General features: G+C 71.6%; 19 protein-coding genes and 2 pseudogenes. 9 read left to right on the forward strand and 12 right to left on the reverse strand.

Annotated features, from left to right (window positions below; all coding sequences use genetic code 11):
• Positions 1-205: 205 nt before the first annotated feature.
• Positions 206-1,759, forward strand: coding sequence for a DUF1593 domain-containing protein (locus ACOKM3_RS40335; protein ID WP_426906260.1), 1,554 nt, complete (start codon positions 206-208; stop codon positions 1,757-1,759).
• 44 nt (positions 1,760-1,803) lie between these two features.
• On the opposite strand, the gene ACOKM3_RS40340 is transcribed toward ACOKM3_RS40335, so the two are convergent.
• Genes ACOKM3_RS40340 through ACOKM3_RS40355 form a run of 4 tightly spaced genes read right to left on the reverse strand, consistent with a single transcriptional unit; the run spans position 1,804 to position 6,713 of the window.
• Positions 1,804-3,531, reverse strand: a complete 1,728-nt coding sequence (locus ACOKM3_RS40340; RefSeq protein ID WP_426906261.1) for a glycoside hydrolase family 13 protein — start codon at positions 3,529-3,531, stop codon at positions 1,804-1,806.
• Between the two features lie 49 nt (positions 3,532-3,580).
• Positions 3,581-4,432: a carbohydrate ABC transporter permease gene (locus tag ACOKM3_RS40345; protein WP_426906262.1), complete on the reverse strand. Its 852-nt coding sequence runs from the start codon at positions 4,430-4,432 to the stop codon at positions 3,581-3,583.
• Complete coding sequence (locus ACOKM3_RS40350) at positions 4,429-5,412, reverse strand: carbohydrate ABC transporter permease (protein ID WP_426906263.1); 984 nt, start codon at positions 5,410-5,412, stop codon at positions 4,429-4,431. Before ACOKM3_RS40350 ends, ACOKM3_RS40345 begins: the two co-directional genes overlap by 4 nt.
• Entirely contained in the window at positions 5,409-6,713 is a 1,305-nt protein-coding gene (locus ACOKM3_RS40355; protein ID WP_426906264.1) for an extracellular solute-binding protein, read from the reverse strand. Before ACOKM3_RS40355 ends, ACOKM3_RS40350 begins: the two co-directional genes overlap by 4 nt.
• A gap of 206 nt (positions 6,714-6,919) precedes the next feature.
• Between ACOKM3_RS40355 and ACOKM3_RS40360 the strand changes: the two genes are divergently transcribed.
• Positions 6,920-7,939 carry a LacI family DNA-binding transcriptional regulator gene (locus ACOKM3_RS40360; RefSeq protein WP_426906265.1) on the forward strand — a complete coding sequence of 340 codons (1,020 nt, stop codon included), beginning with the start codon at positions 6,920-6,922 and terminating at the stop codon, positions 7,937-7,939.
• A gap of 31 nt (positions 7,940-7,970) precedes the next feature.
• On the opposite strand, the gene ACOKM3_RS40365 is transcribed toward ACOKM3_RS40360, so the two are convergent.
• Positions 7,971-8,624 (reverse strand): hypothetical protein, encoded by a 654-nt coding sequence (locus tag ACOKM3_RS40365; protein WP_426906266.1) that lies wholly within the window; start codon positions 8,622-8,624, stop codon positions 7,971-7,973.
• A 13-nt stretch (positions 8,625-8,637) separates the two neighbouring features.
• The gene (locus ACOKM3_RS40370; protein ID WP_426906267.1) at positions 8,638-10,137 is read right to left on the reverse strand and encodes an alpha/beta hydrolase; all 1,500 of its coding nucleotides are present in this window, start codon (positions 10,135-10,137) and stop codon (positions 8,638-8,640) included.
• A gap of 191 nt (positions 10,138-10,328) precedes the next feature.
• On the opposite strand from ACOKM3_RS40370, the gene ACOKM3_RS40375 reads away from it, so the two are divergent.
• The 4 genes and pseudogenes from ACOKM3_RS40375 to ACOKM3_RS40390 all read left to right on the forward strand — a co-directional run bounded on the left by ACOKM3_RS40375 (position 10,329) and on the right by ACOKM3_RS40390 (position 14,699).
• The gene (locus tag ACOKM3_RS40375) at positions 10,329-11,519 is read left to right on the forward strand and encodes a sensor histidine kinase (RefSeq protein ID WP_426906268.1); all 1,191 of its coding nucleotides are present in this window, start codon (positions 10,329-10,331) and stop codon (positions 11,517-11,519) included.
• On the forward strand, positions 11,516-12,193 hold the full coding sequence (locus tag ACOKM3_RS40380) for a response regulator (protein ID WP_426906269.1): 678 nt from the start codon (positions 11,516-11,518) through the stop codon (positions 12,191-12,193). Before ACOKM3_RS40375 ends, ACOKM3_RS40380 begins: the two co-directional genes overlap by 4 nt.
• A gap of 174 nt (positions 12,194-12,367) precedes the next feature.
• Positions 12,368-13,387, forward strand: a pseudogene (locus ACOKM3_RS40385) (extracellular catalytic domain type 1 short-chain-length polyhydroxyalkanoate depolymerase); the annotation flags it as partial.
• Positions 13,388-13,422: 35 nt separating this feature from the next.
• Positions 13,423-14,699: pseudogene (locus tag ACOKM3_RS40390) on the forward strand (3-hydroxybutyrate oligomer hydrolase family protein).
• Between the two features lie 2 nt (positions 14,700-14,701).
• Here the strand turns inward: ACOKM3_RS40390 and ACOKM3_RS40395 are convergent.
• The 6 genes from ACOKM3_RS40395 to ACOKM3_RS40420 form a co-directional block, all read right to left on the reverse strand.
• A complete protein-coding gene (locus tag ACOKM3_RS40395) occupies positions 14,702-15,721 on the reverse strand; it encodes an ABC transporter substrate-binding protein (RefSeq protein ID WP_426906270.1) in 1,020 nt (339 codons plus the stop codon).
• Between the two features lie 38 nt (positions 15,722-15,759).
• Positions 15,760-16,545 carry an ABC transporter ATP-binding protein gene (locus tag ACOKM3_RS40400; RefSeq protein WP_426906271.1) on the reverse strand — a complete coding sequence of 262 codons (786 nt, stop codon included), beginning with the start codon at positions 16,543-16,545 and terminating at the stop codon, positions 15,760-15,762.
• A 1-nt stretch (position 16,546) separates the two neighbouring features.
• A complete protein-coding gene (locus ACOKM3_RS40405; protein ID WP_426907018.1) occupies positions 16,547-17,569 on the reverse strand; it encodes a FecCD family ABC transporter permease in 1,023 nt (340 codons plus the stop codon).
• A 168-nt stretch (positions 17,570-17,737) separates the two neighbouring features.
• Positions 17,738-18,751 (reverse strand): pyridoxal-phosphate dependent enzyme, encoded by a 1,014-nt coding sequence (locus ACOKM3_RS40410; protein ID WP_426906272.1) that lies wholly within the window; start codon positions 18,749-18,751, stop codon positions 17,738-17,740.
• Positions 18,672-19,556 (reverse strand): GHMP family kinase ATP-binding protein, encoded by an 885-nt coding sequence (locus ACOKM3_RS40415; protein ID WP_426906273.1) that lies wholly within the window; start codon positions 19,554-19,556, stop codon positions 18,672-18,674. The genes ACOKM3_RS40410 and ACOKM3_RS40415 overlap by 80 nt, the downstream gene beginning before the upstream one ends.
• A gap of 137 nt (positions 19,557-19,693) precedes the next feature.
• Positions 19,694-20,503 (reverse strand): Rossmann-like domain-containing protein, encoded by an 810-nt coding sequence (locus ACOKM3_RS40420; RefSeq protein ID WP_426906274.1) that lies wholly within the window; start codon positions 20,501-20,503, stop codon positions 19,694-19,696.
• A gap of 331 nt (positions 20,504-20,834) precedes the next feature.
• Between ACOKM3_RS40420 and ACOKM3_RS40425 the strand changes: the two genes are divergently transcribed.
• The 3 genes from ACOKM3_RS40425 to ACOKM3_RS40435 all read left to right on the forward strand — a co-directional run bounded on the left by ACOKM3_RS40425 (position 20,835) and on the right by ACOKM3_RS40435 (position 24,407).
• On the forward strand, positions 20,835-22,124 hold the full coding sequence (locus tag ACOKM3_RS40425; RefSeq protein ID WP_426906275.1) for an MFS transporter: 1,290 nt from the start codon (positions 20,835-20,837) through the stop codon (positions 22,122-22,124).
• Between the two features lie 113 nt (positions 22,125-22,237).
• Complete coding sequence (locus ACOKM3_RS40430) at positions 22,238-23,065, forward strand: ABC transporter ATP-binding protein (protein WP_426906276.1); 828 nt, start codon at positions 22,238-22,240, stop codon at positions 23,063-23,065.
• 4 nt (positions 23,066-23,069) lie between these two features.
• On the forward strand, positions 23,070-24,407 hold the full coding sequence (locus ACOKM3_RS40435) for an ABC transporter permease (protein WP_426906277.1): 1,338 nt from the start codon (positions 23,070-23,072) through the stop codon (positions 24,405-24,407).
• Positions 24,408-24,427 lie beyond the last annotated feature (20 nt).

A 24,427-nucleotide genomic window follows, 5' to 3' on the forward strand; every position in this document is an offset into this window, starting at 1 on the left:
GGACCGTACGGAGGGGCGTGGAGTGGTGTCAAGGCGTGTGTGGGCACTCATCTTGACTCTCTGGACGGCCAGTTGGGGAGGCCGGGGACTTCCGTCGATTACGTGGGTGAATGGAAATTCACCATCGATAGAACGTTCAGGAGCGGGTACCGTGACCACGCTCGCGCACGTGACCGCACGCGGAACTCATCGAGGAGTCGGCGACGTGAACAGACGAATGCTGGTGGCAGGCGTCACCGTGATCGGTCTGACCCTGCCCATGGCGGCGGCCGGGCCCCCCGCGGCAGCCGCCGTATCAGGAACTACGCGGGTCACGACGTCCGCCGGAACGGAGCACACCGCCCGCCCGCGCACCATCGTGACGACCGACCCCGAACTCGACGACCTGAACTCGATGCTGCGCATGCTGCTCTACAGCAACGAACTCGACCTCGCCGGCCTGGTGTACTCCTCCAGCCGGCACCACTATCGAGGCGACCCCGCCCGCGGCATCGAACCGCACCGCTGGCCCGAGCCCGGCGACCGGCTGCACATCGACCAGGCCGTCGACGCGTACGCCAAGGCCTACCCGAACCTTGTACGCAACGACCCGCGATACCCCACGCCCCGCCACCTGCGCTCACTCGTCGCCACGGGCAATGTCGCCGACGTGGGAGACATGGCGACCGACACCCAGGGTTCCGACCTGATCAAGCGGGTCCTGCTCGACGACAAGCCGGGTCAGGTGTTCCTCCAGGCATGGGGCGGGCCCAACACCATCGCGCGGGCGCTCAAATCGATCGAGGACGAGTACCGGGGCACGCACCGGTGGCGCGCGGTCCACAAGAAGATCGTGAACAAGGCGGTCATCACCAGTTTCGGCCAGCAGGACACCACGTTCGAGAAGTACATCAAGCTCCATTGGCCCGACCTCCAGAACCGTGAAGTCGCCACCTCCATATGGGGTTACGGCGCCCGGGACGTGGCCCGCCCCGAAGACGCGCACTACCTCTCCGCCCCATGGACGAAGGCGAACGTCAGCGGCGTGGGCCCGATGGGCGCCGCCTACCGGGTCTGGGGCGACGGCAAGCAGATGGCTGCCGGATTCGACAACGAGGACTACTTCGGCCTGAGCGGATACACGGCCGAGGAGCTGAAGGCCATGGGTTACACGGTCTGGACACCGCCGCAGGCCAAGGGCGCGTTCATCTCCGAGGGCGACTCCTCGAACTTCGCGCTCCTGCTCGACAACGGGCTGCGTAGTTGGCAGGACCCCCGATGGGGTGGCTGGGGCGGGCGACAGATCGTGGACCCGGACGACGCCCACCGGTGGTCCAACGCGGGTGCGCAGGACGCGGACGAGACGGGCGCGAAGCCCCGCGACTACGCGGCCGCGCGCTGGTTCTCGGCGATCCAGAACGACTTCGCCGCCCGGCTGCGGTGGACGGTGGGCGGCCCCGAGGGTGCCAACCACGCGCCCCGCGCCCGCGTCCCGCAGGGCCTCGACATCAGCGCCCGTCCAGGCGAGTCATTCACCCTCACGCCTCGGGCGAGCGACCCCGACGGCGACGCGGTCACCCTCAAGTGGTGGCAGTACCGGGAGGCGGGCACCTGTCCGGGGACGGTCGGGATCACGCGGCGCGACGGCGGGGCTGCACGGTTCACGGTCCCGAAGGATGCCGAGCCCGGTCAAACCGTCCACCTGATCCTCCAGGCCACCGACGACGGCACACCCGCGCTCACCCATTACCAGCGGGTCGTCGTCACCGTACGCCGATGACACCGGTGGGCGGCCGCCCGAAAGCGTGGCCGCCCACCGATCCGTCAGCCCTCGCCCCCGGCGGCGGTGTCACTGCCGGCCGCCCGCAGCCACACCGCCGTGTCCGCAGGCAGGAGGCCGTCCTCCGTCAGGGGGCCGCTCGCCAACAGGACCTCGCCGGGCGGGAGATGGGCGGGCGGGCCGTCGACGTTCACCACGCACTCCCAGCCGCCGGAGCGGGTGAAGTGCAGCAGTTGCTCGGCCTCCGCCATCCCTGCCTCGCCCAGTACCTCGCTGCCGGGCGCCCCCGGTCGCAGCAGCTCGCGGCGCAGGCGCAGCGCCGTACGGTAGAACGCGAGGTGCGAGTCGGGGTCGCGGTCCTGGGCCGCCACCGACAGGGCGCCGAAGCCCTCCGGCTGCGGCAGCCAGCCCGGCGCGTCACCGAAGCCGTACGAGGGGCCCTCAGTGTCCCAGGGCAGTGGCACGCGGCAGCCGTCCCTGCCCTTGCGGCGGCCGCCGGACTGTCCGTACACCGGGTCCTGAAGGTCCTCGACGCGCAGGTCGGCGACCTCCGGCAGGCCCAGCTCCTCGCCCTGGTAGATGTAGGCGGAGCCGGGCAGGGCCAGCATCAGCAGGGTGGCCGCGCGGGCGCGGCGCAGGCCGAGTTCGCGGTCGGGCTCGGGGGAGCGGCCGTCGGCGCGCAGCCAGGCCTCCAGGTCGGTGCCCGGCGGCAGGCCGAGGCGGGAGGCGTGCCGGACCACGTCGTGGTTGGACAGCACCCAGGTCGCCGTCGCACCCACCGATCCTGCCGCGTGCAGCGATTCCGAGATCACCTTCGCGAGGTCGGGCGTGCGCCAAGGGGCCGACAGGAACTCGAAGTTGAAGGCCTGGTGCAGCTCGTCGGGGCGGGTGTAGAGCACCCTGCGCGAGTTGGTCACCCAGGCCTCGGCCACGGCGACGCGCGGCGGGGAGTAGGAGTCGAGGACCGCCCGCCAGTCCCGGTAGATCTCGTGCACCTCGTCGCGGTCCCAGTACGGGTGGGTGCCCGGCGGCATGTCGTCGTGGATGCCCTTGTACTGAGGGCGGCCGATGTCGGCCAGCGGCCCGGACAGGTCCTTGGCGCAGCCGTGGGCCACGTCGATACGGAAGCCGTCGACGCCGCGGTCGGACCAGAACCGCAGGGTCTCCTGGAAGTCGGCCCGTACGTCGTCGTGTTCCCAGTTCAGGTCGGGCTGTTCGGGGGCGAACAGGTGCAGGTACCACTGCCCGTCGGGCACCTGCTTCCAGGCGTTGCCGGAGAAGCTGGCCTCCCAGTCGGTGGGCGGCAGCGAGCCGTCGGGGCCCGAGCCGTCGCGGAAGACATAGCGTGCGCGGGCCGGCGAGCCCGGCGGGGACGCCAGCGCCTCCTGGAACCAGACGTGCTGGTCGGAGGTGTGATTGGGGACGATGTCGACGAACACCTTCAGGCCGAGGCGGTGCGCCTCGGCGACCATGGCGTCGAAGTCGTCGAGGGTGCCGAGCCGCGGGTCGACATCCCGGTAGTCGGCGACGTCGTAGCCGCCGTCCTTCAGCTCCGACGGGTAGAACGGGCTCAGCCAGATCGCGTCCACGCCCAGATCGGCGAGGTGGTCGAGGCGGCGGGTGATGCCGACGAGGTCGCCGATGCCGTCACCGTTGGAGTCGGCGAAGCTGCGCGGATAGATCTGGTAGACGACGGCCTGACGCCACCAGTCGGCGTTCTGCGGGGAGTTGTCGACGGTGTGGGGAGCGCGGTCCGTGGTGTGCTTGGTCATGCGGACTCCGTACGTTGTCGGGTGGTGGGGGAGGAAGGCGGCCGCAGAGTCATCCCTTGACCGCGCCGTCGGTCAGACCGGAGAGCACGCTGCGGCGGAAGATCAGCACCAGGAGCGCGATGGGAACCGTCGCGGCCATGGCACCGGCGAAGATCGTGCCGAAGGGGATCTCGTAGACACCGGAGAAGAGGGCGATGCCCACCGGCACGGTGCGGAAGTCGTCGGCGGAGTTGAAGGTCAGGGCCATCAGGAACTCGGTCCAGGTGGCGGTGAACGTGAACACCCCGGCGGTGAACAGGGCGGGCCTGGCCTGCGGCAGGATCACCGACAGGAGGGTGCGGACCGGGGACGCGCCGTCGACCGTCGCCGACTCCTCCAGCTCATGGGGGATGTCGAGCAGCGAGTTGCGCAGGATCCACACCGCGAACGGCAGGTGGAAGGCGACGTACGGGATGATCAGGCCCCAGTAGCTGTTGAGCAGGTCGAGCCGGCGTTCGACCAGATAGAGCGGGGTGACCACGGCGATGGTCGGGAACACCGAGATCATCAGCAGTGCCACCATGATGGGGCCGCGGCCGCGCAGTGGCAGCCTGCCCAGGGCGTAGCCGGAGAACAGGCCGAGGCCGAGGACGATGGCGGTGGCACTGAGGCACACCACCGCGCTGTTGAGGAGATAGCGGTCGAAGCCGGCCGAGGTCAGCGCCCGCGCGTAATGCGCCCACGTGGGGTCCTTGGGCAGCACGGAGGGCGGCGAGGCGCCCAGCTCGGCCTCCGACTTGAAGGACGTCACCGCCATCCACAGCAGCGGCAGGGAGACCACGATGACGAGGACGAACGCCCCGATGTTCACGACGTTCAGCCAGCGCCGCACGCCGGTCGCCTGTCGTCCGCGGCGGCTCATCGGCCCACCCCTCCCTCGTCCACCTGCATCTTGAAGGCCCGTAGGAACAGCAGACAGCCGATGGCCACCAGCGCCCCCGTCGCCGTGGCGATCGCCGCCCCGAGGCCGACGTTGAGGTCCTGGAACAGCGCCTTGTAGCCGAGGATCGCCAGCGACTGCGTGGCCGTGCCGGGACCGCCCTGGGTGAGGACGAACGGCAGGTCGAAGATGCCGAAGGCCTGAAGGACGCGGAACAGCACCGCCACCGCGATGACCGGCCGCAGCGCGGGCAGCACCACCAGGCGGAACGTCGTCCAGGCGTTGGCGCCGTCCACCTCTGCCGCCTCGTACCGTTCCTGAGGGATCTTCACCAGGCCGGCCAGGATGATCACGGCGACGAACGGGGTCGTCTTCCAGATGTCCGCCACCGCCAGCCCCGCGATGGCCGGCACGGGCTTGCCGAGGATCACCGGCGGCGCATCCATGACCAGGCCGAACAGCCAGGTCACCGCCCCGTACCCGGCGTCGTACAGATACGCCCACAGCTGCGCCGAGACGACGGTGATCAGCGACCAGGGGATGAGGAGCAGCGCCAGGATCCAGCCGCGCCCCGCCTCGAGACGCTCGAGGAGCACCGCCACCGCGATGCCGAGCACGATCTCGACCGCCACCGTGCCCAGCGTGTAGCCCACGGTGAACACCAGCGCGTCCAACCATGCGGAACTGGAGAACATCGTCGCGTAGTTGGCGACCGTCCACTCCTGGACCTCCATGCCGCCGAAGGTGAAGCGGATCTTGGCGAAGCTGGTCACGACGGAGTACAGCACCGGGAAGAGCGTCACCAGAGCCACCACGACCAGCGTCGGAGCGGTGAACAGCCACCCGGTCCGTGCCTTGCGGCGCCGCAGACTCGAATCGTCCGCCCGACCCGACGGCGCGGAACCCGGCACGCTCGTCGCCGCGTCCGGGCGGGGACGCGACTGCCGCACCGGGGCCGTCACAGCGACTCCCCGGCGAGCGCGGCGGTCAGCTGGTCCTGCGCGTCGGCGACCGCACGGGCCACCGGCACACCGGTGAGGACCCGGTTCGCATGCGTATAGATCGCCTTGCTCACCTGCGGGTACGACGGATTGCGGGTCGGGCGCGCGACGAGCTTCATCTCCGGTGCCAGGGCGTAGACGGGGTTCTTCGAGCCGCGGATCCAGCGGCTGTTGAGGGCCTCGCGGGTCGTGGGCAGCTGCGCGCCGTGCTCGGCGAGAACCATCTGACCCTCCTGGGCGATGAACTTGGCGAAGGCCGCGGCCGCGCCCAGCTTGCGGGAGTGCGGGTTGAGGTAGTTGCACCAGCCGCCCAGGCAGCCGAGGCCGCCCTCGCGCCCCTCGAAGCCGGGACGCAGCGCGGCGCCGACCTTCCCGGCCACGGAGGAGGAGTCCGGGTTGGCGACCACTCCCCACGCGTAGGGCCAGTTCCGCAGGAACAGCGAGCGGCCGGCGGAGAAGTCGTCGATCGTGTTCTGCTCGATGAACGTGGAGACGGCGGACGGGGAGACGCGGCTGGTCACCAGGTCCCGCATCAGGCCGAGGGCCCGTTCGGCGGCCGGCCCCGCGAAGGTGGCGCGGCTGCCGTCGGGAGACAGCGCCTGGCCGCCGGCGTCCGCGAGGATCTCGGTGACGTTGCAGGTCATCCCCTCGTAGACATTGCCCTGCCAGACGAAGCCGTGCTTGATGTCCCCGGCCCGCTGGACCCGCTGTGCGGTACGCATCAGCTCCTCCCACGTGCGCGGCACCCGCAGCCCGTGCTTGTGCAGCAGATCGCGGCGGTAGTAGAGGTACGGCTGGTCCTGGTACAGGGGAAAGGCGTACCGGTGACCCTGATAACCGAGCGAGGTGAGCAGGGCCTTGGGATAACGCTGCCACTCCTCCTCGTCCAGCAGCGACTCCACCGGCAGCGCGAAGGAGGCGGCGCCGAACTGGGCGGCCCAGGTGATGTCACCCTGGTAGACGTCCGGGCTCGCGCTGCCGGCCGCCAACTGGGTGGACAGCGCCGAGCGTTGGGTGTCGGTGCTGGCCGGCGCCTTGATGATGTTCACCGAGATCTGCGGATACCGCTTGCGGAAAGCGCTGATCAGACGGGGTGCCAGATCACCGCCGTCCTTGGCGGCCACCGAGCTGTACCACCAGTCGATGGTCGTCTTCCCGCGCGGCACCTGCTGTGCCTCGGCCGGATCCGGGGGAGTGGCCGAGGCCCGCGAACAGGCCGGGACGAGCGGGGCAGCGGCGGCGGTACCGGCAGCGATACCCAAGGAGGACAGGGTTCTTCTACGGCTCAATGTCATGGGGAGTTGCTCCTGCCGAGGTGGCGGCTGACCCATCGCTGACAACTTCCTGAGAACGCTTGCACGCTAGGCAGAGCTGTCCGGCACGGTCAATGGGTCTGCACAGACCGGAGTTGGAGACAACGTTCTCAGGAGTCTGTCGACGCGTGTCACCACCGTGCTACGTTCCCGCCATGCCGATATCCGACCAGCGATACCCGACGATGGCCGACGTGGCCGAGCGGGCCGGGGTCTCGGTCTCCACCGTCTCGCGCACCCTGCGCGGCATGTCCACCGTCTCGCCGGACGCGCGCCAACGTGTCGAACAGGCCGCGAGGGAGCTGGAGTTCGTGGTGTCCCGCCAGGCGTCCTCGCTGGTCACGGGACGCACGGGCAACGTCGCGGTGCTGGCCCCCACGCTCTCCTCCTGGTTCGTGGGCTGCGTATTGCAGGGCCTGAGCACGCAGTTGAGCGGCGCGGGCCTGGATCTGCTGATCTACCCCGTCGCCGAACTGGCCGAGCGGAAGGCCTTCTTCGAGCGGCTCCCGGCCCGGCGCAACGCCGACGCGCTGATGGTGCTCAGCTTCGACCTCACCGAGGAGGAGACGGCCCGCCTCGACGGCCTCGGCATGCCGGTCGTGTACGTCAGCCGCAAGGTCGAGGGCCGGCCGAGCGTGTACGTGGACGATGTCGCGGGCGGCCGCACCGCCACCCGGCATCTGCTCACCCTCGGCCACCGCCGCATCGCGTACCTCTGCGGCAGCCGGAGCGACGGTTTCACCTACAGCTCCCGGCAGCGCAGGACGGGATGCCTCGAAGCCCTGGCCGAGGCGGGGACCGAACCCGCCCTCGTACGCGAGGTGCCGCACGGACGGCGTTCGGCGCTGGAGGCCATCGGGGACATGACGACCCTCGCCGACCCGCCCACCGCGGTCTTCGCCGAGACCGACGAACTCGCGCTCGACCTGCTCACGGCCCTGCGCGAGGCCCGGATCGAGGTCCCCGAACAGCTCTCCGTGGTGGGCTTCGACGACCATCCGGTGGCGGAGTGGGCCCGCCTGACCACCGTGGCGCAGGACCCGGTGAGCCTGGGTGCGGTGGCCGGCGGCATGGTCACGGACCTGATCGCGGCCCCGGACGCCGACCCCGCCGCCCATCGGGAGCTGCCGCTGCGGCTGATCCCGAGGGCGTCGACGGTGCCGCCCGCGCGCTGACCGGCCGCGCCGCCGGATGGTGTCTGCTCGTTCAGCCCGCCGCGCCGTCGAGCAGCCGGCTGTAGCGCAACCGCAGCGCCCGCTCCGTGCTGGCCACCGCCGTGGCGATACCGACCGCGATGTTGCCCCACTTCGACAGGTCGACGGGGGAGTGGAACCGGCCGGTGTGTTCAGCGATGGGGGGCGGCGCCGTGAGCTGTTCGACGAGTTGCGGCACGAGGAGGGCCAGCGCGGCGACGAGGACGAGCACCGAGATAGCTGCCAGGCAGCGGCTCAGCGCGGGGTGAGACCGGTCGAGTCGCGCCCGGCGTCCCTCGGCCGAGGCGGGGTCCGGGGTGAGTTGATACTCGGCCCCGTCATCGGTGACGTAGTGGCAGCGCTTCAGCCCGAAGCCGCTCATCCGGACCTCGACGACGCCGCCGGGCACGGGCAGCACGGCGGGGATCCGGGACTGCGAGTGGAGCCTGCCGCCGAGGTAGAGGCGGGCCCTGACGTTGCCGGACGACTGGTTCTGGCCGTGCCTGACGTCGACGGAGTACACCTCCTGCCGACCGTCGGGGAGCGTCAGGGGCAGATGGAACAGCGCCCGGAACGGAATCTGCCACCAACGGAACCGCTTCAACGGACGCCCGTCGCCCGGCTCCACACGCCGCAGGGCCCGTCCCCGCCGCCATTCCCGGATCATGTGCGCGCCCCCTTCACTTGCCCGGCTCGGCAGCGCACGCGAGGTCCCGCGACGGGCGCTGTCCGGTGGTCAGGAACGCGGTCACCGTGTCGTTCGCGCACGTGTTGCGGCCGAACGGATAGACACCGTGGCCGCCCTGATCGACCGTCACCATCGTGGCCCGCTTGCCGAGGGCCTGGCGCAGCTTCCTCGCCCCGGCCAGTGGCGTCCCGGGGTCCCGCTCGTTCTGCGCCATCAGGACGTTCGAGGGGCCCCGGTCGGTGATGCGCACCGGTGGCTCGGCGTGCTGGTCCGGCCAGTACGCGCACGGGCCGATGCTTCCGGTGGACCCGCCCACCATCGGGTACCTGAGGCGGTCGAGCGCCGCGTCGCGCTGGTAGTCACGGACCTGCCTCGGCCAGCGGGTGTCATTGCAGAGCACGTGGAGCCAGGCGGCCATGAGGTTCTCCGGCGCCGACGGGGCGGGCGACGGCGGCTTGCCCTGGTCGAGCGCCTGCCAGTCCTTCGCCAGCGTCGGCATGAGGGCGTCGCTGTAGAGGCGGTCGAAGGTCAGCCCGCGAAACGCCGTCCCGTCGATGCCGTCGACCGGGTGTGCGTCCAGCCGTTTCGCGAGCCGGAAGAACGTGGCGGTCACCTGCCGCGGAGTGGCGCCGAGACCGTACTCGGGGTGCGCGGCGGCGTACGCGGCGAAGTCCGGGAACCGGTCCTGCATGCCACGGCCCAGCATCCGGAAGGCGGTGCGGTCATAGCCGTCGGGCCCCAGGTTGCTGTCGAGCACGATCCGGTCGCTGCGCTCGGGGAACAGCGTCGTGTACACCGCGCCGAGGTGGGTGCCGTAGGAGTGACCGAGGTACGACAGCTTCGGCGCGCCCAGTGCCGCCCGGACGCGGTCCATGTCGCGCGCCGTGTTCGCGGTGGTGATGTGCGGGAGCATCCACGACGTGCGCGAGGCGGCGCACTGCCGGGCGACGGTCCGCGCGTGCTTCGTCTCCCGCAGGACGTCGGCCGCGGTGTGCGCGTACTGCGGAAAGTTGCCGCGTTGCCGCTGCTGTGGCGTCAGGTCGCAGGTCACGGGTGTGCTCCGGCCGACGCCACGGGGGTCAAAGCCGATCACGTCGTACGAGTCGAGCACGCTCTGCGGCAGCGTGGGTGCGAGCAGGGCCGGGTAGTCGAGCCCCTCGCCGCCGGGGCCGCCGGGGTTGACGAACAGCACACCGCGACGCTTGGCGGGCTTGTCGCTCGCCAGACGGGAGATCGCGATCTCGATCCGCCGGCCGTCGGGTTCGCCGTAGTCGAGGGGGACTTGGAGCGTCGAGCATTCGAGGCGCGATGACGATTTCTGGTGCGGGTCCTTCGGTGAGTCCTTCGGCGGGTCCTGCTGCGGGCACGCGCCCCAGCGCGGGGAGTCCGCCGCTCCCGCCTCGGTGTCCGGTGTCGCCGCCGACGCGCCGGTCGTCGCGGTCGCCGCGACCGTGAGGATGGCGAGGGCGAGGGACAGGGGCCTTCTGCGCATCTGTTTTCCTCCTGAGGAGATGACATGGGGGAGCGCACGGCGGATCCGGTCGGCACGGCGCGTGAACGACTCTCGCCGTCCGGCGCGGCCCGCACATCGGCCCGGCGGCCCGGCCCGTCTTCGACCTTGGTCATAGGCGCACCCGCCTCAGGTCGGACGTACCGGCGGGTTGCCCTCGCGATAATTGCCGGGTGAACACGGACCTCTCGCCGCGCCTCGGAGCGTGGCAGCAGACCTGGCGGCTGCTGGCGGCCGCGGCCGTGGGCGCGGTCGCTTGGCTCTACACCGGTGTGGCGGTGCATTGGCAGGGCGGCGGGACGGGAACCTGGTTCCGCCTCGGCGATCCGCTGGTGGCGCTCGGATGTCTCGCGGTGCTGCTGTGGCGGCGGCGCTTCCCGGTCGCCGTCGCCCTCACGGTCGTGGCCGCGGCGACCGTCTCGGCGGCCGCCGCCGGAGCGGCCCTGTGGGCGCTGGGCTCGGTCGCCGCCCGCCGCCGCCCCCTGGAGATCGGGGCCGTCGTACTCGCCTACGTGACCGGGGGACAGTTCACCGACCGGGTCTACGCGATCCGGACGCCGGAGGGCTCGTGGTGGCTCGAGATCGTGCTCCCGGCGCTGGCCGCGGGGATCGCGGTGGCCGTGGGCATGGCCATCGGCGCGCGGCGCGTCGAAGTGCGCTCGCTGCGGGACCGGGCGGACAGCATGGAGCGCGAGCACGCCGCCCGCGTGGCACAGGTGCGGGCGGTGGAGCGCAACCGGATCGCCCGCGAGATGCACGACGTGCTCGCACACCGGATCTCCCTGGTCGCCATGCAGGCCGGAGCCCTGGACCACCGCGCCGATCTGCCGGCGGAGGAGAACCGCACACTGGTCCGCGGCATCGCCGACGGCTCCCGGCAGGCACTCGAGGAACTACGTGACGTACTCGGGGTGCTCCGCGCCGACCCGGCCGGACCGGAACCACCGCAGCCCTCCTTGGACCGGATCCCGGACCTGGTGGCCGACGCCCGCTCGTCCGGGGTGGATGTCGACTACACCACCACCGTGACAAGCAACCCGCCCGACGCCCTGGGGCGCACCTGCTACCGCTTCGTCCAAGAAGGACTCACCAACGCCGCGAAACACGCTCCCGGAGCCCGTGTGCACATCACGCTGGACGGAACGCCCGGCGACACCCTGCACGTCACGGTCCGCAACTCCCGGGCCACCACGGGCACCGCACCACCGCCGAGCTCGGGCTACGGCCTGCTCGGCCTCGGCGAACGCATCACCCTCGCCGGCGGCGAACTCGACCACCACCCCACGTCCGACCATGGATACGTCCTCACGGCACGCCTACCCTGGCCGAACGCGAAGCACCACGGCGAAAGAGGGCACGAGTGAACAGCCGACAGCAGCCGGTACGCGTCCTCATCGTCGACGACGAGGAACTCGTCCGGATGGCACTGCGGCTCGTGGTCGACGGCGAACCCGACCTGACCGTCGTCGGCGAGGCGGCCGACGGCGACAGCGGGCTCGCGGCGGCCGAGGAGCTGCGGCCGGACGTCGTGCTGATGGACGTACGGATGCCGGGACGCGACGGTCTCGACACGACCCGGGAACTGCTCGGCCGGCCGGATCCTCCGCGGGTGCTCATGCTGACCACCTTCGACTCCGACGAGCTGGTGCTGGGCGCGCTGCGCTCGGGAGCTCTCGGATTCGTCCTCAAGGACACCAGGCCCGCGCACCTCGTCGACGCGGTGCGCACCGTCGCGGACGGCCAACCCGTGCTGTCCCCCGCGGCCACGGCGCGGGTGATCGCGGCAGCCACCGCACCGGACTCCGCGCACTCCCGCGACACATCACGCGAGAGGGCACGGAGGCGGCTGTCCGCGTTGACCGCGCGCGAACTCGACACCGCCAGGGCCATCGCGGACGGGCTCGGCAACCCGGAGATCGCCGAACGGCTGCGCATCAGCGTCGGGACCGTCAAGGCGCACACGGGCAGCCTGTTCGCCAAGTTGGGGGTCGAGAACCGGGTACAGATCGCCCTATTGGTCCGCGACGCCGAGCAGTGACCGGCCGAAGCGGGGGCGTGTAGCAGACGCGCCGGGGCCCGGCAATCCGTCCGGCACCGAAACCGGTACGTGTCCCTGTGGTGCCCGGAACCATAGTGACGCGACGGGCCCGACCCTACGGTTCCGAACATGCCCGGTGCTAACGGGCATGTGTCGAATCGAGGAGCGTTCCGCATGTCAGTGCCCTCACACCATGCGCGGCCCCGCAGCCGGTGGAGCCGTTTGACGGCCGGTTTCGCCGCCGTCGCCTCGCTCGTGCTCGCGTCCGTCCTCATCGGTCCCGCGCCCTCGGCGAGTGCCGCCGTGACCCTCACGCGGGTCGGCAACTTCGGCTCAAACCCTGGTGGGTTGAACATGTACGTCTACAAGCCGCCGGCACTGCCGGACAACGCGCCCGTGGTGCTCGCGCTGCACGGATGCACGCAGAACGCTCAGACGTACGCCGACAACTCGGGCCTGCCCGAGATGGCCGACCGCGACGGGTTCGTGCTCGTGCTCGCCGAGACGACGTCGTCGAACAACCTGAACAAGTGCTTCAACTGGTTCCAGCCCGGCGATGTCCGGCGTGACCAGGGCGAGGCGCTGTCGATCAAGCAGATGGCCGACCACGCGGTGTCGTCCTACGGCGGCGACGCCGAGAAGGTGTTCGTGACGGGTCTGTCCGCGGGCGGCGCCATGACCTCGGCCGTGCTGGCCGCCTACCCGGACGTGTTCGCCGCCGGCGCGATCGTCGCGGGCCTGCCCTCCGGGTGCGCGAAGGACGTCCTCGGCGCGTACTCCTGCATGAACCCGGGCGTGGACAAGAGCCCGAGCGAATGGGCCCGGCTTGTGCGTGACGCCAACCCGTCGTACTCCGGCCCCTGGCCGCGCGTCGCCATCTGGTACGGCGACAAGGACACCACCGTCGCACCGCGCAACGGCACCGAACTCCGCGACCAGTGGACGGAGTTGCACGGCGTGGGCCAGACACCCACAAGGACCGCGAGCATCGGCCCGAACGCGACCCAGCAGGACTCGTACGCGACGTCCGACGGCACGGTGGCCGTCGAGGTCGACAAGGTGCCGGGCATCAACCACGGCACCCCCGTCGACCCGGGAACCGGCGCCGAGCAGTGCGGCAGCACCGGCGCTCCGTACTTCCTGGACTCGATCTGCTCAAGCCACTGGATCAGCAAGTTCTTCGGCCTCGGCGGCTGACAAGCCCCGTCACACGTCACTTGGAGGAACGGATGCCCCCGGCCCGCACGGAAACCCGTACGCACCGCAGACGGACCGCACGCGCGGCACTGTCGCTCGCGGGAATCTGCTCACTGTTCCTCGCGTCCACCGCGACGGCACCGGCAGCCGGAGCGGCGACCGGCGGCGGTCACTGCGCCGCCCGCGCCCAACTGCGCGTACCCGGCGCCGAACGCCAACAGGCCTACTGTCTGGACGAGTTGACGACAGCGGGCACGGCCGGGTCCGGTCACACGGACCCGGCCGACTACAACGGCCTCACGCCCAAGGATCTGCCGACCCCCACCGGCGTCCCCGGCATCCAGATCGACGGCTACTTCCCCGACACCTCCACCACGAACACCAACCACGGGTGGAACCACGACGCCCAGTTCGTGATCCGGCTGCCCGACCACTGGAACGGCGGCCTCGTGGTCTCCGGAACCCCGGCAAACCGCGAGCAGTACGCCAACGACCGGGCGATCGCCGACTGGCGCTACCACAGTCCGCCCACCCGTACCCTCGCCACCGGCATGTCCAACGGCGGCTACCTGGTGCGCTGGCAACTGGAGAACCACCGGAGCTGTACGACGGAGGAGTGGACTGGGAGGGCACCCTCTGGCGCACCGACGGCCCCAACCCGCTCACCTTCCTGCCCCCGGCCCTGCGCGATTACCCGACGTACGCGGCCGGGGGCGAGGGCGCCGAAGCCGCGCAGCAGGCCATGCACAAGGCGGGCTACCCGGCCGGATCCGAGTTCCTGTGGCCCTACCACCACAAGGTCTACTGGGACCTCACCCAGCGCATCTACCGCGAGGAACTCGACCCGGACTACGACGGCGCGACCGAGGCCGGGACCCCCTACTGCGCCCCGGGAACCCCGGCGTGCGATGCCGACTACGCCTACGCGGACCGCCCCGCCGCGGTTCACCGCGCCGTCGACCGCATCGCTCTGACCGGCCGCATCGGCAAACCCCTGATCACCCTCCAGGGCACCCTCGACGTTCTGCTCCCTGCCAGCCAGGGCTCAGACGTCTACGCCGACATGGTGCGGGAGTCCGGCCGGGGCGCCCTGCTGCGCTACTACCGCATCGAGGTCGGCACCCACGTCGACTCCCTCGTCGACGCCTTCCCCGACAAGCTCCGCCCGATCGTGCCGTGCCACCGGGCCGCCTTCGAGGCCATGGAGGAGTGGATCGCGGGCAAAGGGCGGCCCCCGGCCGGTCACACCGTCCGGCGCCCGGCGGACGCGAACTCCGCGACGCTGCTCACCAGTTGTCCTTTGGAGTAGCGTCAGCGCTTCAGGTCGCGCAGATACTTGCCGAACTTCTCCAGGCCGTCGATGTTGCGCGGTCCACTGATGCCCTCGTTGTAGTCGAGGACGAAGAAGTTGTTCTTCTTGACCGCGGGCAGATCCCTGGTGTGCGGCGAGCTCCTCAGGAATTGGATCTTCTTCTTGGCGGGCTGGTCGCCGTAGTCGAGGATGATGACGACCTCGGGCCGACTGGTGGCGACGGCCTCCCAGTTGACCTGTGTCCAGCGCTGATCGACGTCGGCGAAGACGTTGCGCCCACCGGCGCTCTTGATGATGTCGGTGGGCGGGACCTGGGCGCCCGCCGTGAACGGCTGGTCCGTGCCCGAGTCGTAGAGGAAGACCGGCACGCGCTCGCCCTTGGGCGCCTTCGCCTCGACGGCCCGCACGCGCTGCTCGAGGTCGCCGACGACGTCCTTCGCCCGCCCCTCCACTCCGAAGATCTTCCCGAGTCGCTCCAGGTCGGAGTAGAGGGCCTTGAACGGGGTGAGTTTCTGCGGGTACTTGGGATAGTTGAAGCAGCTCTCGGTGTGCAGGAAGCTCTGCACGCCCAGCTTGTCGAGGATCGCGGGGGTGATGCCCCGCTGATCGCTGAAGCCGGAGTTCCAGCCCGCGACCACGAAGTCGGCCTTGGCGTCGACCACGATCTCCTTGTTGAGGAGGTCGTCGCTGAGCTTCTTGACCTTGGCGTACTCCTTGGCCCACGGCGACAGCTCCACCGGCGGGTTCGCGGGCGGCATGACGTAGCCGAGCACCCGGTCGGTCAGGCCCAGGCTGAACAGCTTGTCGGCGCTGCCGCCCTCATAGGCGACGGCGCGCTTCGGCTTCGTGTACGCGACGCTCTCGCCGCACCGCTTGACGGTGGTCTTCTCGGCGGCGGCCGCCTTGGAGCCGGGATCCACGGAGGCGCCGCAGGCGGTGGCCAGGAATGCGGTGGCCACGGCGGCGCTCAGGGCGGCCCGTCTGCGGAACGAGGCACGGGGCGGGAGGAGTTGCGGCATGCGTGATGCACCTTTCGGTGTGTGGCGAGTGGGTGGGGTCAGGTGGTCGGGTCGGAGGCGGGGGTGAGCGAGTAGAGCAGCTGGGGATCGCCCGTCAGCGGGTGCGGCACGACGCTCGCCTCGACCCCGAACACGTCCTCGACCAGCTCGGGTGTCAGGACGTCCTTGGGCGTCCCGGCCGTCACCAGCCGTCCCTGCGACAGCACGCCGATCCGGTCGCAGGCGGCCGCGGCGAGGTTGAGGTCGTGCAGGACGATCAGCACGGTCAGCCCCGACTCCCTTAGCAGGGACAGGAGTTGTACCTGGTGGCGTACGTCGAGGTGGTTGGTCGGCTCGTCCAGGACCAGGATCTCGGGGTCCTGCACGAGCGCGCGGGCGAGCAGAACGCGTTGGCGTTCGCCGCCGGACAGGGTCAGGACGCCGCGGTCGGCGAGGTGGCCGATGCCGAGACGGTCCATGGTCGCGGCGCACACTTCGCGTTCGTGCCGGCTCAGGCGCTGATTGCCCCGCAGGTGGGGCGCGCGGCCCAACGCGACGGCCTCTTCGACGGTGAAGTCGAGGTCGACGGCGCCGTCCTGTGTCATGGCCGCGATGAGCTGCGCACTGCGCCGCAGCGGCAGCCCTGACACGTCGTCCCCGCCTACTTGTACGGCGCCCGAGGTGGGGCGCAGTGCCCGGTAGACGCAGCGCAGCGCGGTGGACTTGCCGCTGCCGTTGGGGCCGACGAGGCCCACGACCTCGGCCTCGGGTACGTCGAGGGACAGGTCGCGTACGAGGCTCTTCCCGTCGGTGACGACCGAGAGGCCGTCGAGTCGCAGTTCCATGTCAACGGCCCCCGAACACATAGCCGTTGCGGCGCATCAACGTGATGAAGACCGGCACGCCGACGAGCGCGGTGATGACACCGAGGGGCAGTTCGCGCGGGGCGGCCAGCGTGCGGGAGACCAGGTCGACCCAGACCATGAACACGGCTCCTGCGAGCGGCGCGACGGTCAGCACCCGGGCGTGGGTGGCGCCGACCACCATGCGCACCAGATGCGGCAGCACCAGACCGACGAAGGCGATGGCACCGCTGACCGAGACCAGGACTCCGGTGACGAGGGAGACCAGCAGGAGCAGTGCTTTGCGGTGCCGGTCGGGGTCGATGCCCAGGCTCGTCGCGGCCTCGTCGCCGAGCGCGAGGAGGTCGAGGGCGCGGGCGTGCCGGTGCAGGACGACCACGCCGACCACCACCACGGCGGCCACGAGGGGCAGCGCACCCCAGGTGGCTGCACCGAAGCCGCCGAGCGTCCAGTGCAGGACGGTGCTGGTGGCCTCGCTGTCGGGGGCGAGGTAGACGATGACGCTCATCAGCGCCTGGAAGCCGAACGACAGGGCCACGCCGGTCAGGACGAGGCGCAGCGGCGAGAGCGCGCCGCGGCGCGCGGAGGCCACGTACACGAGGACGGACGCGGCCAGCGCGCCGAGGAACGCGCCCGCCGACACCGCGTAGATGCCGAGCGCGGCGAGCCCTCCTGTGACCGTGACGGTGACCGCTCCGACCGAGGCCCCGGACGAGACACCAAGGACGAACGGGTCGGCGAGCGCGTTGCGCACCATGGCCTGGACGGCGACACCGACCGCGCTCAGGCCCGCACCGACCAGCGCGGCGAGCAGGACGCGCGGCGTCCGGATCTGCCAGACGATCTGGTACGTGGTGACCTCGTCGGCCCGGATCGTCCCGCCGGTCAGCGCGGCCAACAGGTAGTGCGCGGTCTCGCCCGGGGTGACCACGGCGGCTCCGAGGCCGATGGCGACCACGACCGAGACGACGAGCAACGCACCGAGAACCACGCAGGTCAGAAGCATGCCGGGGAGGGTGGCGAGGAGCCTCTTCTTGGCGGGCGTCGACTCCGGGTCGGCGGCCCGTGTGGTCGGCGCGGTGGTGAGGGGCGGGGGCATGCGGCCACCCTTTCCATGGAGAGGAACGGTCGTGGGGCTCGTCGGGATCGGTGCCTCGTCGGGATCGGCGCCCGCCTACGCCACCGCGGAGGCGGGCGCGTCCGCCCCGTCCCAGCTCATCCGGCACCAGGGCGGGGCGAGTTCGTCGAGGGAGGCGACGGCGCGCGGGGCGAGGTCCGCCACGCGGGCGGCCTCGTGGTGGCGGGCGAAGACACTGTCCACATAGCGGTGGCCGGTGTCTGCGGCGATGAACAGCACGGTGCGCCCCGGGTCCTGGCCCCGTTCCCAGCCGGCCGCGAGGTGCCCGGCCCCCGTGGACAGGCCGGCGAACACGGCATGGCGGCGCAGCAGATCGACGCTGCCGGCGAGCGCGGCGTCGAACGAGACCCAGTGGACGACGTCGTACGACGCGTGGTCGACGTTGCCGAACGGGATGGAGCTGCCGATCCCGGCGATGATGATGTCGGGGTCGGCGACGTGTTCGCTGCCGAAGGTGATGCTCCCGAAGGGCTGCACACCGACGAGGCGGACATCGCCGCCCGACTCCCGCAGATAGCGGGCGAGGGCCCCGGTCGAGACACCGGACCCGACGCCGCCGACGACCGTGAGCGGCTCGCCCGCGCCCAACTGCTCGCGTACGTGGTCGGCGACCGCGCGATAGCCGAGATAGTGGATGTCGTCGTGGTACTGGCGCATCCAGTGGTAGTCGGGGTGCTCGGCGAGGATCTCCTGGATGCGGGCGACGCGCCGCTTCTGGTCCAGCTTGAGGTCGGCGCACGGCTCCATCTGCTCCAACGTGGCGCCCAGCAGCGCGAGTTGGGTGCGCAGCGTGTGGTCGACGGTGGTGGAACCGACGATGTGGCAGCGCATGCCGTGCCGGTGGCAGGCCAGCGCGAGCGCGTAGGCGTAGATGCCGCTCGAGCTGTCGAGGAGGGTGTCGCCGCGGCGGACCGCGCCCGTGACGAGCAGATGCTCGACGGCGGTCAGGGCGGAGACCACCTTCATGGTCTCAAAGCGCAGACAGACGAGCCGGTCGTCGAGGCGTATCAGGTCCGGTCGGCCGATCGCCTCGGCTATGTGCTGCTCCATGGGCGAACTCCTCAGGTGTGGGGAAGGTCGTGAACGTCCGGGTGACGGGCAGGCCCGCACGGTCCAGGTCCCGCGCGCAGCGGCGGATGCGACGCCGGGCCCCGGGGGCCGCCGGATCGAAGAGGACACCGGCGACGGACCCGCTGTGCGCGATCTGTACGCCGACGGCTCCTGCCCGGTCCGCGAGGGCGGTGAGCGTCTCGAACCCGGCGTGACCGAGCCGCAGTTGAGCGCGGCGGGCGCTGGCCGTGGCGACGCGGCCGAGCAGGGCGGGGTCGCGGTCACGCACGGCGCGACGCAGCTGGGCGCGCAGTGTCTCGTAGGCGTCGACGTCGCTGTCGGCGCAGGTGGGGGCGGGCAGGGCGAGGGTGTCGACCGGGGCGCCGCCGGCCAGGGTGCAGCCCACGACGACCACCGGGGGCAGCGCCTCGCCGAGCACTTCGAGGACGCGGCCGTGCCGCTGGGCGAACAGGCGCGGGCGGCCGTCCAGCATCAGCGGGTCGCAGGCCAGCTCGGCGCTCAGCGCGATCCGGGTGACCATGTCGGGAGCGAGACACAGCCCGAAGGCGTCGGCCACGGCCCGTACGGTGGCGAGCACGTCGCTGGTGGAACTGCCCATGCCGAGGCCGACGGGAATGTCGCCGACCAGTGTCAACACGCCGCCGCACGGCTCCCGTTCACACTGCGAGGCGCACTCCTCGACGGTGAGGGAGGCTGCGCGCAGCGCCTTCGTGCGGTCGGCGGGGACGACGGTGAGCACGCCGGGCCCGGGGGTGAAATGGGCGTGCGTTCCCGGCTCGCTCATCGGGAGCGTGACGAGGCCCGGGCGACATCGCCCGTGCTCGTCCCGGAAGACGCCTTGCAGGATCTCGCCGTGGTGACAGGGCGCGTACCCGGTGCCGGTGCGGACGGCACCGGGGGCGGCCCGACGGGTTCCAGCCGTCACGAGCCGCTCGCGGACCGGTAGCGATACAGGGTGCTCGGGTCGGCGCTGAACTGCGAGAACGGGAAGGGCTCCGCGGACAGCGCGGACACCCCGTCCCCGAGGAAGGCGCGGGCGACGGCGCTGCCGGACTGCGCGTAGACGATCAGCGGGACGGCGCGGGCGCGGCAGCGCTCCAGGATGGTGTCGAAGCTGCCGTTGCCGAGCGTCATGCCCGTGGCGACCACCGCGTCGGCGGTGTCGAGGACCTGATGCATGTCGTCGGTGACCTCGTCGCCCCACTGGGTGGCGCGCAGATTGAAATCGCAGGGGAGCGGAACCCCGCCGCGCTCCCGGATCGCCGCGACCAGCGGGTTGACGACGCCGATGAGGCCGACGCGGGCTCCCGCCGGAAGGTCGAGGAGCCCGGCGATGGCGGTGTCCCGCGCGACGGCGCGCACCTCGGGCGGACCCGCGGGGAGCGTCACGGGCTCGGCGCCGGCCGCCTCCCGGTGCGGACGCTGCTCAGCGAGATACGCGTCGAGGGCGGCGATCCGCAGCGGGCGCGGCCCCTCCCGGAGCAGCGTGTCGAGGGGGCTGCCGGAGACCTCCCGGCACAGCTCGGGCCCGATCTCGCCCGCCTCGAAGGCACAGCCGCCGAAGGAGCCGCCGAGCCGGACGAGAACGTACTGGTTGAGGTACGTCACATCACCGCCCGCGAGCCGGGTGCCGTGGTGGATCCAGAAGACGCTGGTGGCCGTCAACGTCGAGGGAACGGGACCGAGTTCGCCGCCGAGTGCCGCCGCGAACACCTCGTCGGTGTGCTTCACGCGGGGGTCCCTTCGGTGGTGGGGGTCGGTGTGTTGGTGCGGTGCAAGGGGCTTGCTCCTCAAGGGTGTTCGTGGTGGCGGGCAGGGGGAGGCACGGGAGCCGTCACCCCGGTGCGGGGTGGTGGAACCCGAGGGGTACTGTAACGACAATCGTTTTCACTAAGCTAGTCCGTGCCCGACATGCGGTCCGGCGGCAGACCTGCGCGCTGCGGGTTAATACCGCGCGATTGCCTGCCTGTTGGGCGAAAAAATCCACCGAACCCGTCGCCTGCCTGTTGGGCGAAAACACCCCCGATCCCCGTCGATCGCCGACCCATAGGAGTCGCCAACCGTGACCACCTCGCCACCCCAGGACCCCGCCATCGCCCGGCCGTCGCGCCCGCGGCCCGTCCTGCTCGACCCCGTCTTCCTGCGTCTGTGGACCGGCACCACCGCATCCGGCCTCGCGACCTGGGCCCTGCCGTTCGTCCTCGGGCTCGCCGTACTCGAACGCGACCTCACGGCGGCGGGCCTGGGCCTCGCCCTGGCGGCCCGCACCGCCGGATTCCTCGGCGCGGTCGCCATCGGCGGAGTACTGGCCGACCGGCACTCGCGCCGCGCCGTGGTCCTGTGGTCGGCGCTGGCCGCGGCCGTGGCAGCGCCGCTGCTGGCCGCGGGCCTGGGGCGCTCGCTGCTCCTGATGGCCGGTGCCGCGCTGCTCGCGGGCGCCGGGCAGGGGGCGTGCCGACCGGCGTTCCAGGCGCTCGCGGCGGAGGTCGTCGAGCCCGGACGACGCCAACAGGCCAATGCCGCAATGACGTTGGCGGTCCGCGCGAGCACGTTGATGGGTCCCTCGCTCGCCGCGCTGCTCGCCGCCGTGCTCGACATCAAGGCCCTGCTCCTGGGCATCGGAGCGCTCTGGCTGGTGGCGGCGCTCGTCCCCGGCCGCGGCGCGAAGACACCCCCAGTGGGGGTCGAGGCCGAGCCGCAGGCGCCCCAACGGGCCTCGTTCCGGCGTGAGTTCCTGGAGGGTGTGCGGGAGGCCCGCCGCCACCCGTGGTTCGTCGCCGGCCTCGGCGCCCTCACCGCCGTCATCGCCACCGGCTACTCCGCCACGGGGGTGGCCCTGCCGTTGATCAGCCGCGACCGCTACGACACCGAGGCGGTGCTCGCCGCGGCCACCACCGCGTACGCCGTCGGAGCCCTCGTCGGCGCCCTGGTCATCGCCCGCTGGCGGCCGCGCTCCCAGGGCTGGTCGGCGCTCGCGGGCCTCGCGGTCTACGGTTTCGCCCCGCTCAGCCTGACCCTGCCGGTGCACCCCGCGGTGGTCGTCGCCGCCTACGCGGTGGCCGGCCTTGGCATCGAACTGTTCAACGTGCCCTGGTTCACGGCCACGCAGCGCGAGATCGCCCCCGACAAACTCGCCCGCGTTTCCTCCCTCGACTTCCTGCTCTCCTACGGCCTGGCCCCGCTCGGCCTCGCCCTCATCGCGCCAGCGATCACCACCTTCGGGGCCGGGCCGGTGCTGCTCAGCTGCGCGTCGATCTGCTTCCTGGCCCCGGCGGCCGCAGCCCTCGCCCCCACGGCGCGACACTTCACGCGAGCGCCGGGCGCCCAGGAGAACCCCCACCACCAGGTGTAGGAAACTCCACCCCACCGAGGGGCTCTGCGCCCAATGTGTCCGCACCCGTCGCTCCATAGCGTCGTCACCGGGGCACAAGCGGTGCCCCACGTGAAGACGTGGAGGTGCCGACGATGGTCGGTCGTACGAGTCGTGCGCGCAGGAAGGCCCGGCCGGCACGCAGCCCGGAGGCCCTCCGGCTCGACCGGGTGCACAAGGTGTACGGGACGGACGAGGCCGCGGTGACCGCGCTGGACGGGGTGTCGCTGAGTCTGCCCACCGGGAGTTTCACCGCGGTCATGGGGCCGTCCGGCTCCGGCAAGTCGACACTGCTCCAGTGCGCGGCCGGCCTCGACCGGCCGGACGCCGGGATCGTCACGGTCGACGGGGAAGAGCTGACCGGAGGCACCGAAGCGGCGCTCACCAAGTTCCGCCGCACCCGGATCGGGTTCGTGTTCCAGCAGTACAACCTCCTCGACACCCTCACCGTGGAGCAGAACACGAGCCTCCCGCTGCGACTCGCCGGGCGGCGCGTCGACCGGGCGCGGGTGCGCGAGACGCTGCGCCAGGTGGGGCTCGCGGAGCGCCTCGGGCATCGGCCCGCCGAACTGTCCGGCGGGCAGCGCCAGCGCGTCGCGATCGCCCGCGCGCTGGTCGCGGAACCGGCCGTGGTCTTCGCCGACGAGCCGACCGGCGCGCTCGACACCCGCAGCGCGCGGGAAGTCCTCACCCTGCTCCGGGAGGCGGCGCGGCTGCACGGCCGCACCGTCGTGATGGTCACGCACGACCCGGTGGCCGCCTCGTACGCCGACACGGTGCTGTTCCTCGCGGACGGACGGCTCGCCGGGCGCCTCGACGCGCCGAGCGTGGACGCCGTCGCCGAACGGCTCGCGCACCTCGGGGACCGCCCGACGGCGACCACCACGGCCAACGCCGCGACGCACACCGAGATGGAGGTGTGAGCGCATGTTCTCCCTGGCCCTGCGGTCCGTACGGCACCGCCCCGGACGGTTCGCCGCGACACTGCTGTCCGCGTTCCTCGGCGCCGTGATCGTCATGTCCTTCGACTCGCTCTACGACACCGCCGCCCAGGCCGGCGTCGACGACACCAGCGCCGAGACCCTGACCACGTCCGCGAGCGTGGTCGGCGGGTACGGCACGCTCCTGGTGTTCTTCGCGATCGCCTCCACGCTGACCGTGAACGTACGCCAGCGCGCCGTGGAACTGTCCCTGCTCCGCAGTTGCGGCGCGACACCTGCACAGATCAAGCGCATGGTCGTCGGCGAGGCGGCCGTGATCGGGGTCGTCGCGTCCCTGCTCGCCATCGGACCCGCGGTGCTCGGCGGGCGCGCACTGGTGGGTGCCTTCCACGACACCGCGCAGGTCGCGCACGGCGTCGATGCGGTGTTCGGGCCGGTCGCGGCGGGCAGCGGCGCCGCGGTGACGGTGCTGGCGTCGACCGGTGCCGCGTTCCTCGCGGTGCGCCGCGCCACCCGGCAGCAGGCCGGCGAGCGACGCCCGCGCGGACGCCTGCGGACCGTCGGCGGGACCGCCGCGCTCGTGCTCGGCGTCTGCTCGGCGAGCGCCACCTTCGCGTTCGACACGACCGATCCGGCGCTGATGGCGCTCCCCGCGTACGGCGCGATCCTGCTCTCCATCGGCTTCGCGGCGTTCGCCCCCGCGCTGCTGCGCGCCGCGCTCGCGGTGCTGACCTGGCCGCTCACCGCGCTGACCGGCGCGAGCGGTTACTTGACGGTCCACAACCTACGACAGCGCGCCGGCGACCTCTCCGCCGTGCTGATGCCGCTGATCCTCTTCATCGGTGTCGCGACGGCGACGCTCTCCATGCAGGCCGTGGAGAACGACGCGGTCGCGTCCTCCGGCCTCGCGCGCAGCGTCGACGACAAGAACCTCGCGACGCTCAACCTGATCGTCGTCGGCGTCATCGTCGTCTTCGCCTGCATCATGCTGGTCAACAGCCTGTACGCGGCGACCGTCCACCGGCGCCGCGAGTTCGGCGGCCAGCGGCTCGCGGGCGCGACCCCGGGCCAGGTCCTCACGATGGTCGGCGCGGAGAGCGCGGTCCTGACGGTCACCGGCGTGGTCGCCGGGACGATCGCGGCGCTCGCCGGGCTCGTGCCGTTCACCGCGGTGCGTGCCGACGGAGTGCTGCCGGGGCAGGGGCCGTGGATCTGGGCGGCCACGGTGGCCGTCGCCGGCGCGGCGACGTTCGGCACCGGACTCGTCACGACGCGGCGGGTGTTGCGCGCCCCGGCGGTCGAGGCGGTGGCCGTTGCCGCCTGAGGCGCCGGAGCCGACCCGGC

The organism is Streptomyces nidicola (genome assembly GCF_050106155.1).
Taxonomy (GTDB): Bacteria; Actinomycetota; Actinomycetes; order Streptomycetales; family Streptomycetaceae; genus Streptomyces.

What these genes read in the sequence shown, in the direction of transcription:
- ACOKM3_RS40340 (WP_426906261.1), bottom strand. Translation starts at nt 3,531, where the DNA reads ATGACCAAGCACACCACGGACCGCGCTCCCCACACCGTCGACAACTCC.
- ACOKM3_RS40345 (WP_426906262.1), bottom strand. Translation starts at nt 4,432, where the DNA reads ATGAGCCGCCGCGGACGACAGGCGACCGGCGTGCGGCGCTGGCTGAAC.
- ACOKM3_RS40360 (WP_426906265.1), top strand. Translation starts at nt 6,920, where the DNA reads ATGCCGATATCCGACCAGCGATACCCGACGATGGCCGACGTGGCCGAG.
- ACOKM3_RS40365 (WP_426906266.1), bottom strand. Translation starts at nt 8,624, where the DNA reads ATGATCCGGGAATGGCGGCGGGGACGGGCCCTGCGGCGTGTGGAGCCG.
- ACOKM3_RS40370 (WP_426906267.1), bottom strand. Translation starts at nt 10,137, where the DNA reads ATGCGCAGAAGGCCCCTGTCCCTCGCCCTCGCCATCCTCACGGTCGCG.
- ACOKM3_RS40395 (WP_426906270.1), bottom strand. Translation starts at nt 15,721, where the DNA reads ATGCCGCAACTCCTCCCGCCCCGTGCCTCGTTCCGCAGACGGGCCGCC.
- ACOKM3_RS40400 (WP_426906271.1), bottom strand. Translation starts at nt 16,545, where the DNA reads ATGGAACTGCGACTCGACGGCCTCTCGGTCGTCACCGACGGGAAGAGC.
- ACOKM3_RS40405 (WP_426907018.1), bottom strand. Translation starts at nt 17,569, where the DNA reads ATGCTTCTGACCTGCGTGGTTCTCGGTGCGTTGCTCGTCGTCTCGGTC.
- ACOKM3_RS40410 (WP_426906272.1), bottom strand. Translation starts at nt 18,751, where the DNA reads ATGGAGCAGCACATAGCCGAGGCGATCGGCCGACCGGACCTGATACGC.
- ACOKM3_RS40415 (WP_426906273.1), bottom strand. Translation starts at nt 19,556, where the DNA reads ATGAGCGAGCCGGGAACGCACGCCCATTTCACCCCCGGGCCCGGCGTG.
- ACOKM3_RS40430 (WP_426906276.1), top strand. Translation starts at nt 22,238, where the DNA reads ATGGTCGGTCGTACGAGTCGTGCGCGCAGGAAGGCCCGGCCGGCACGC.
- ACOKM3_RS40435 (WP_426906277.1), top strand. Translation starts at nt 23,070, where the DNA reads ATGTTCTCCCTGGCCCTGCGGTCCGTACGGCACCGCCCCGGACGGTTC.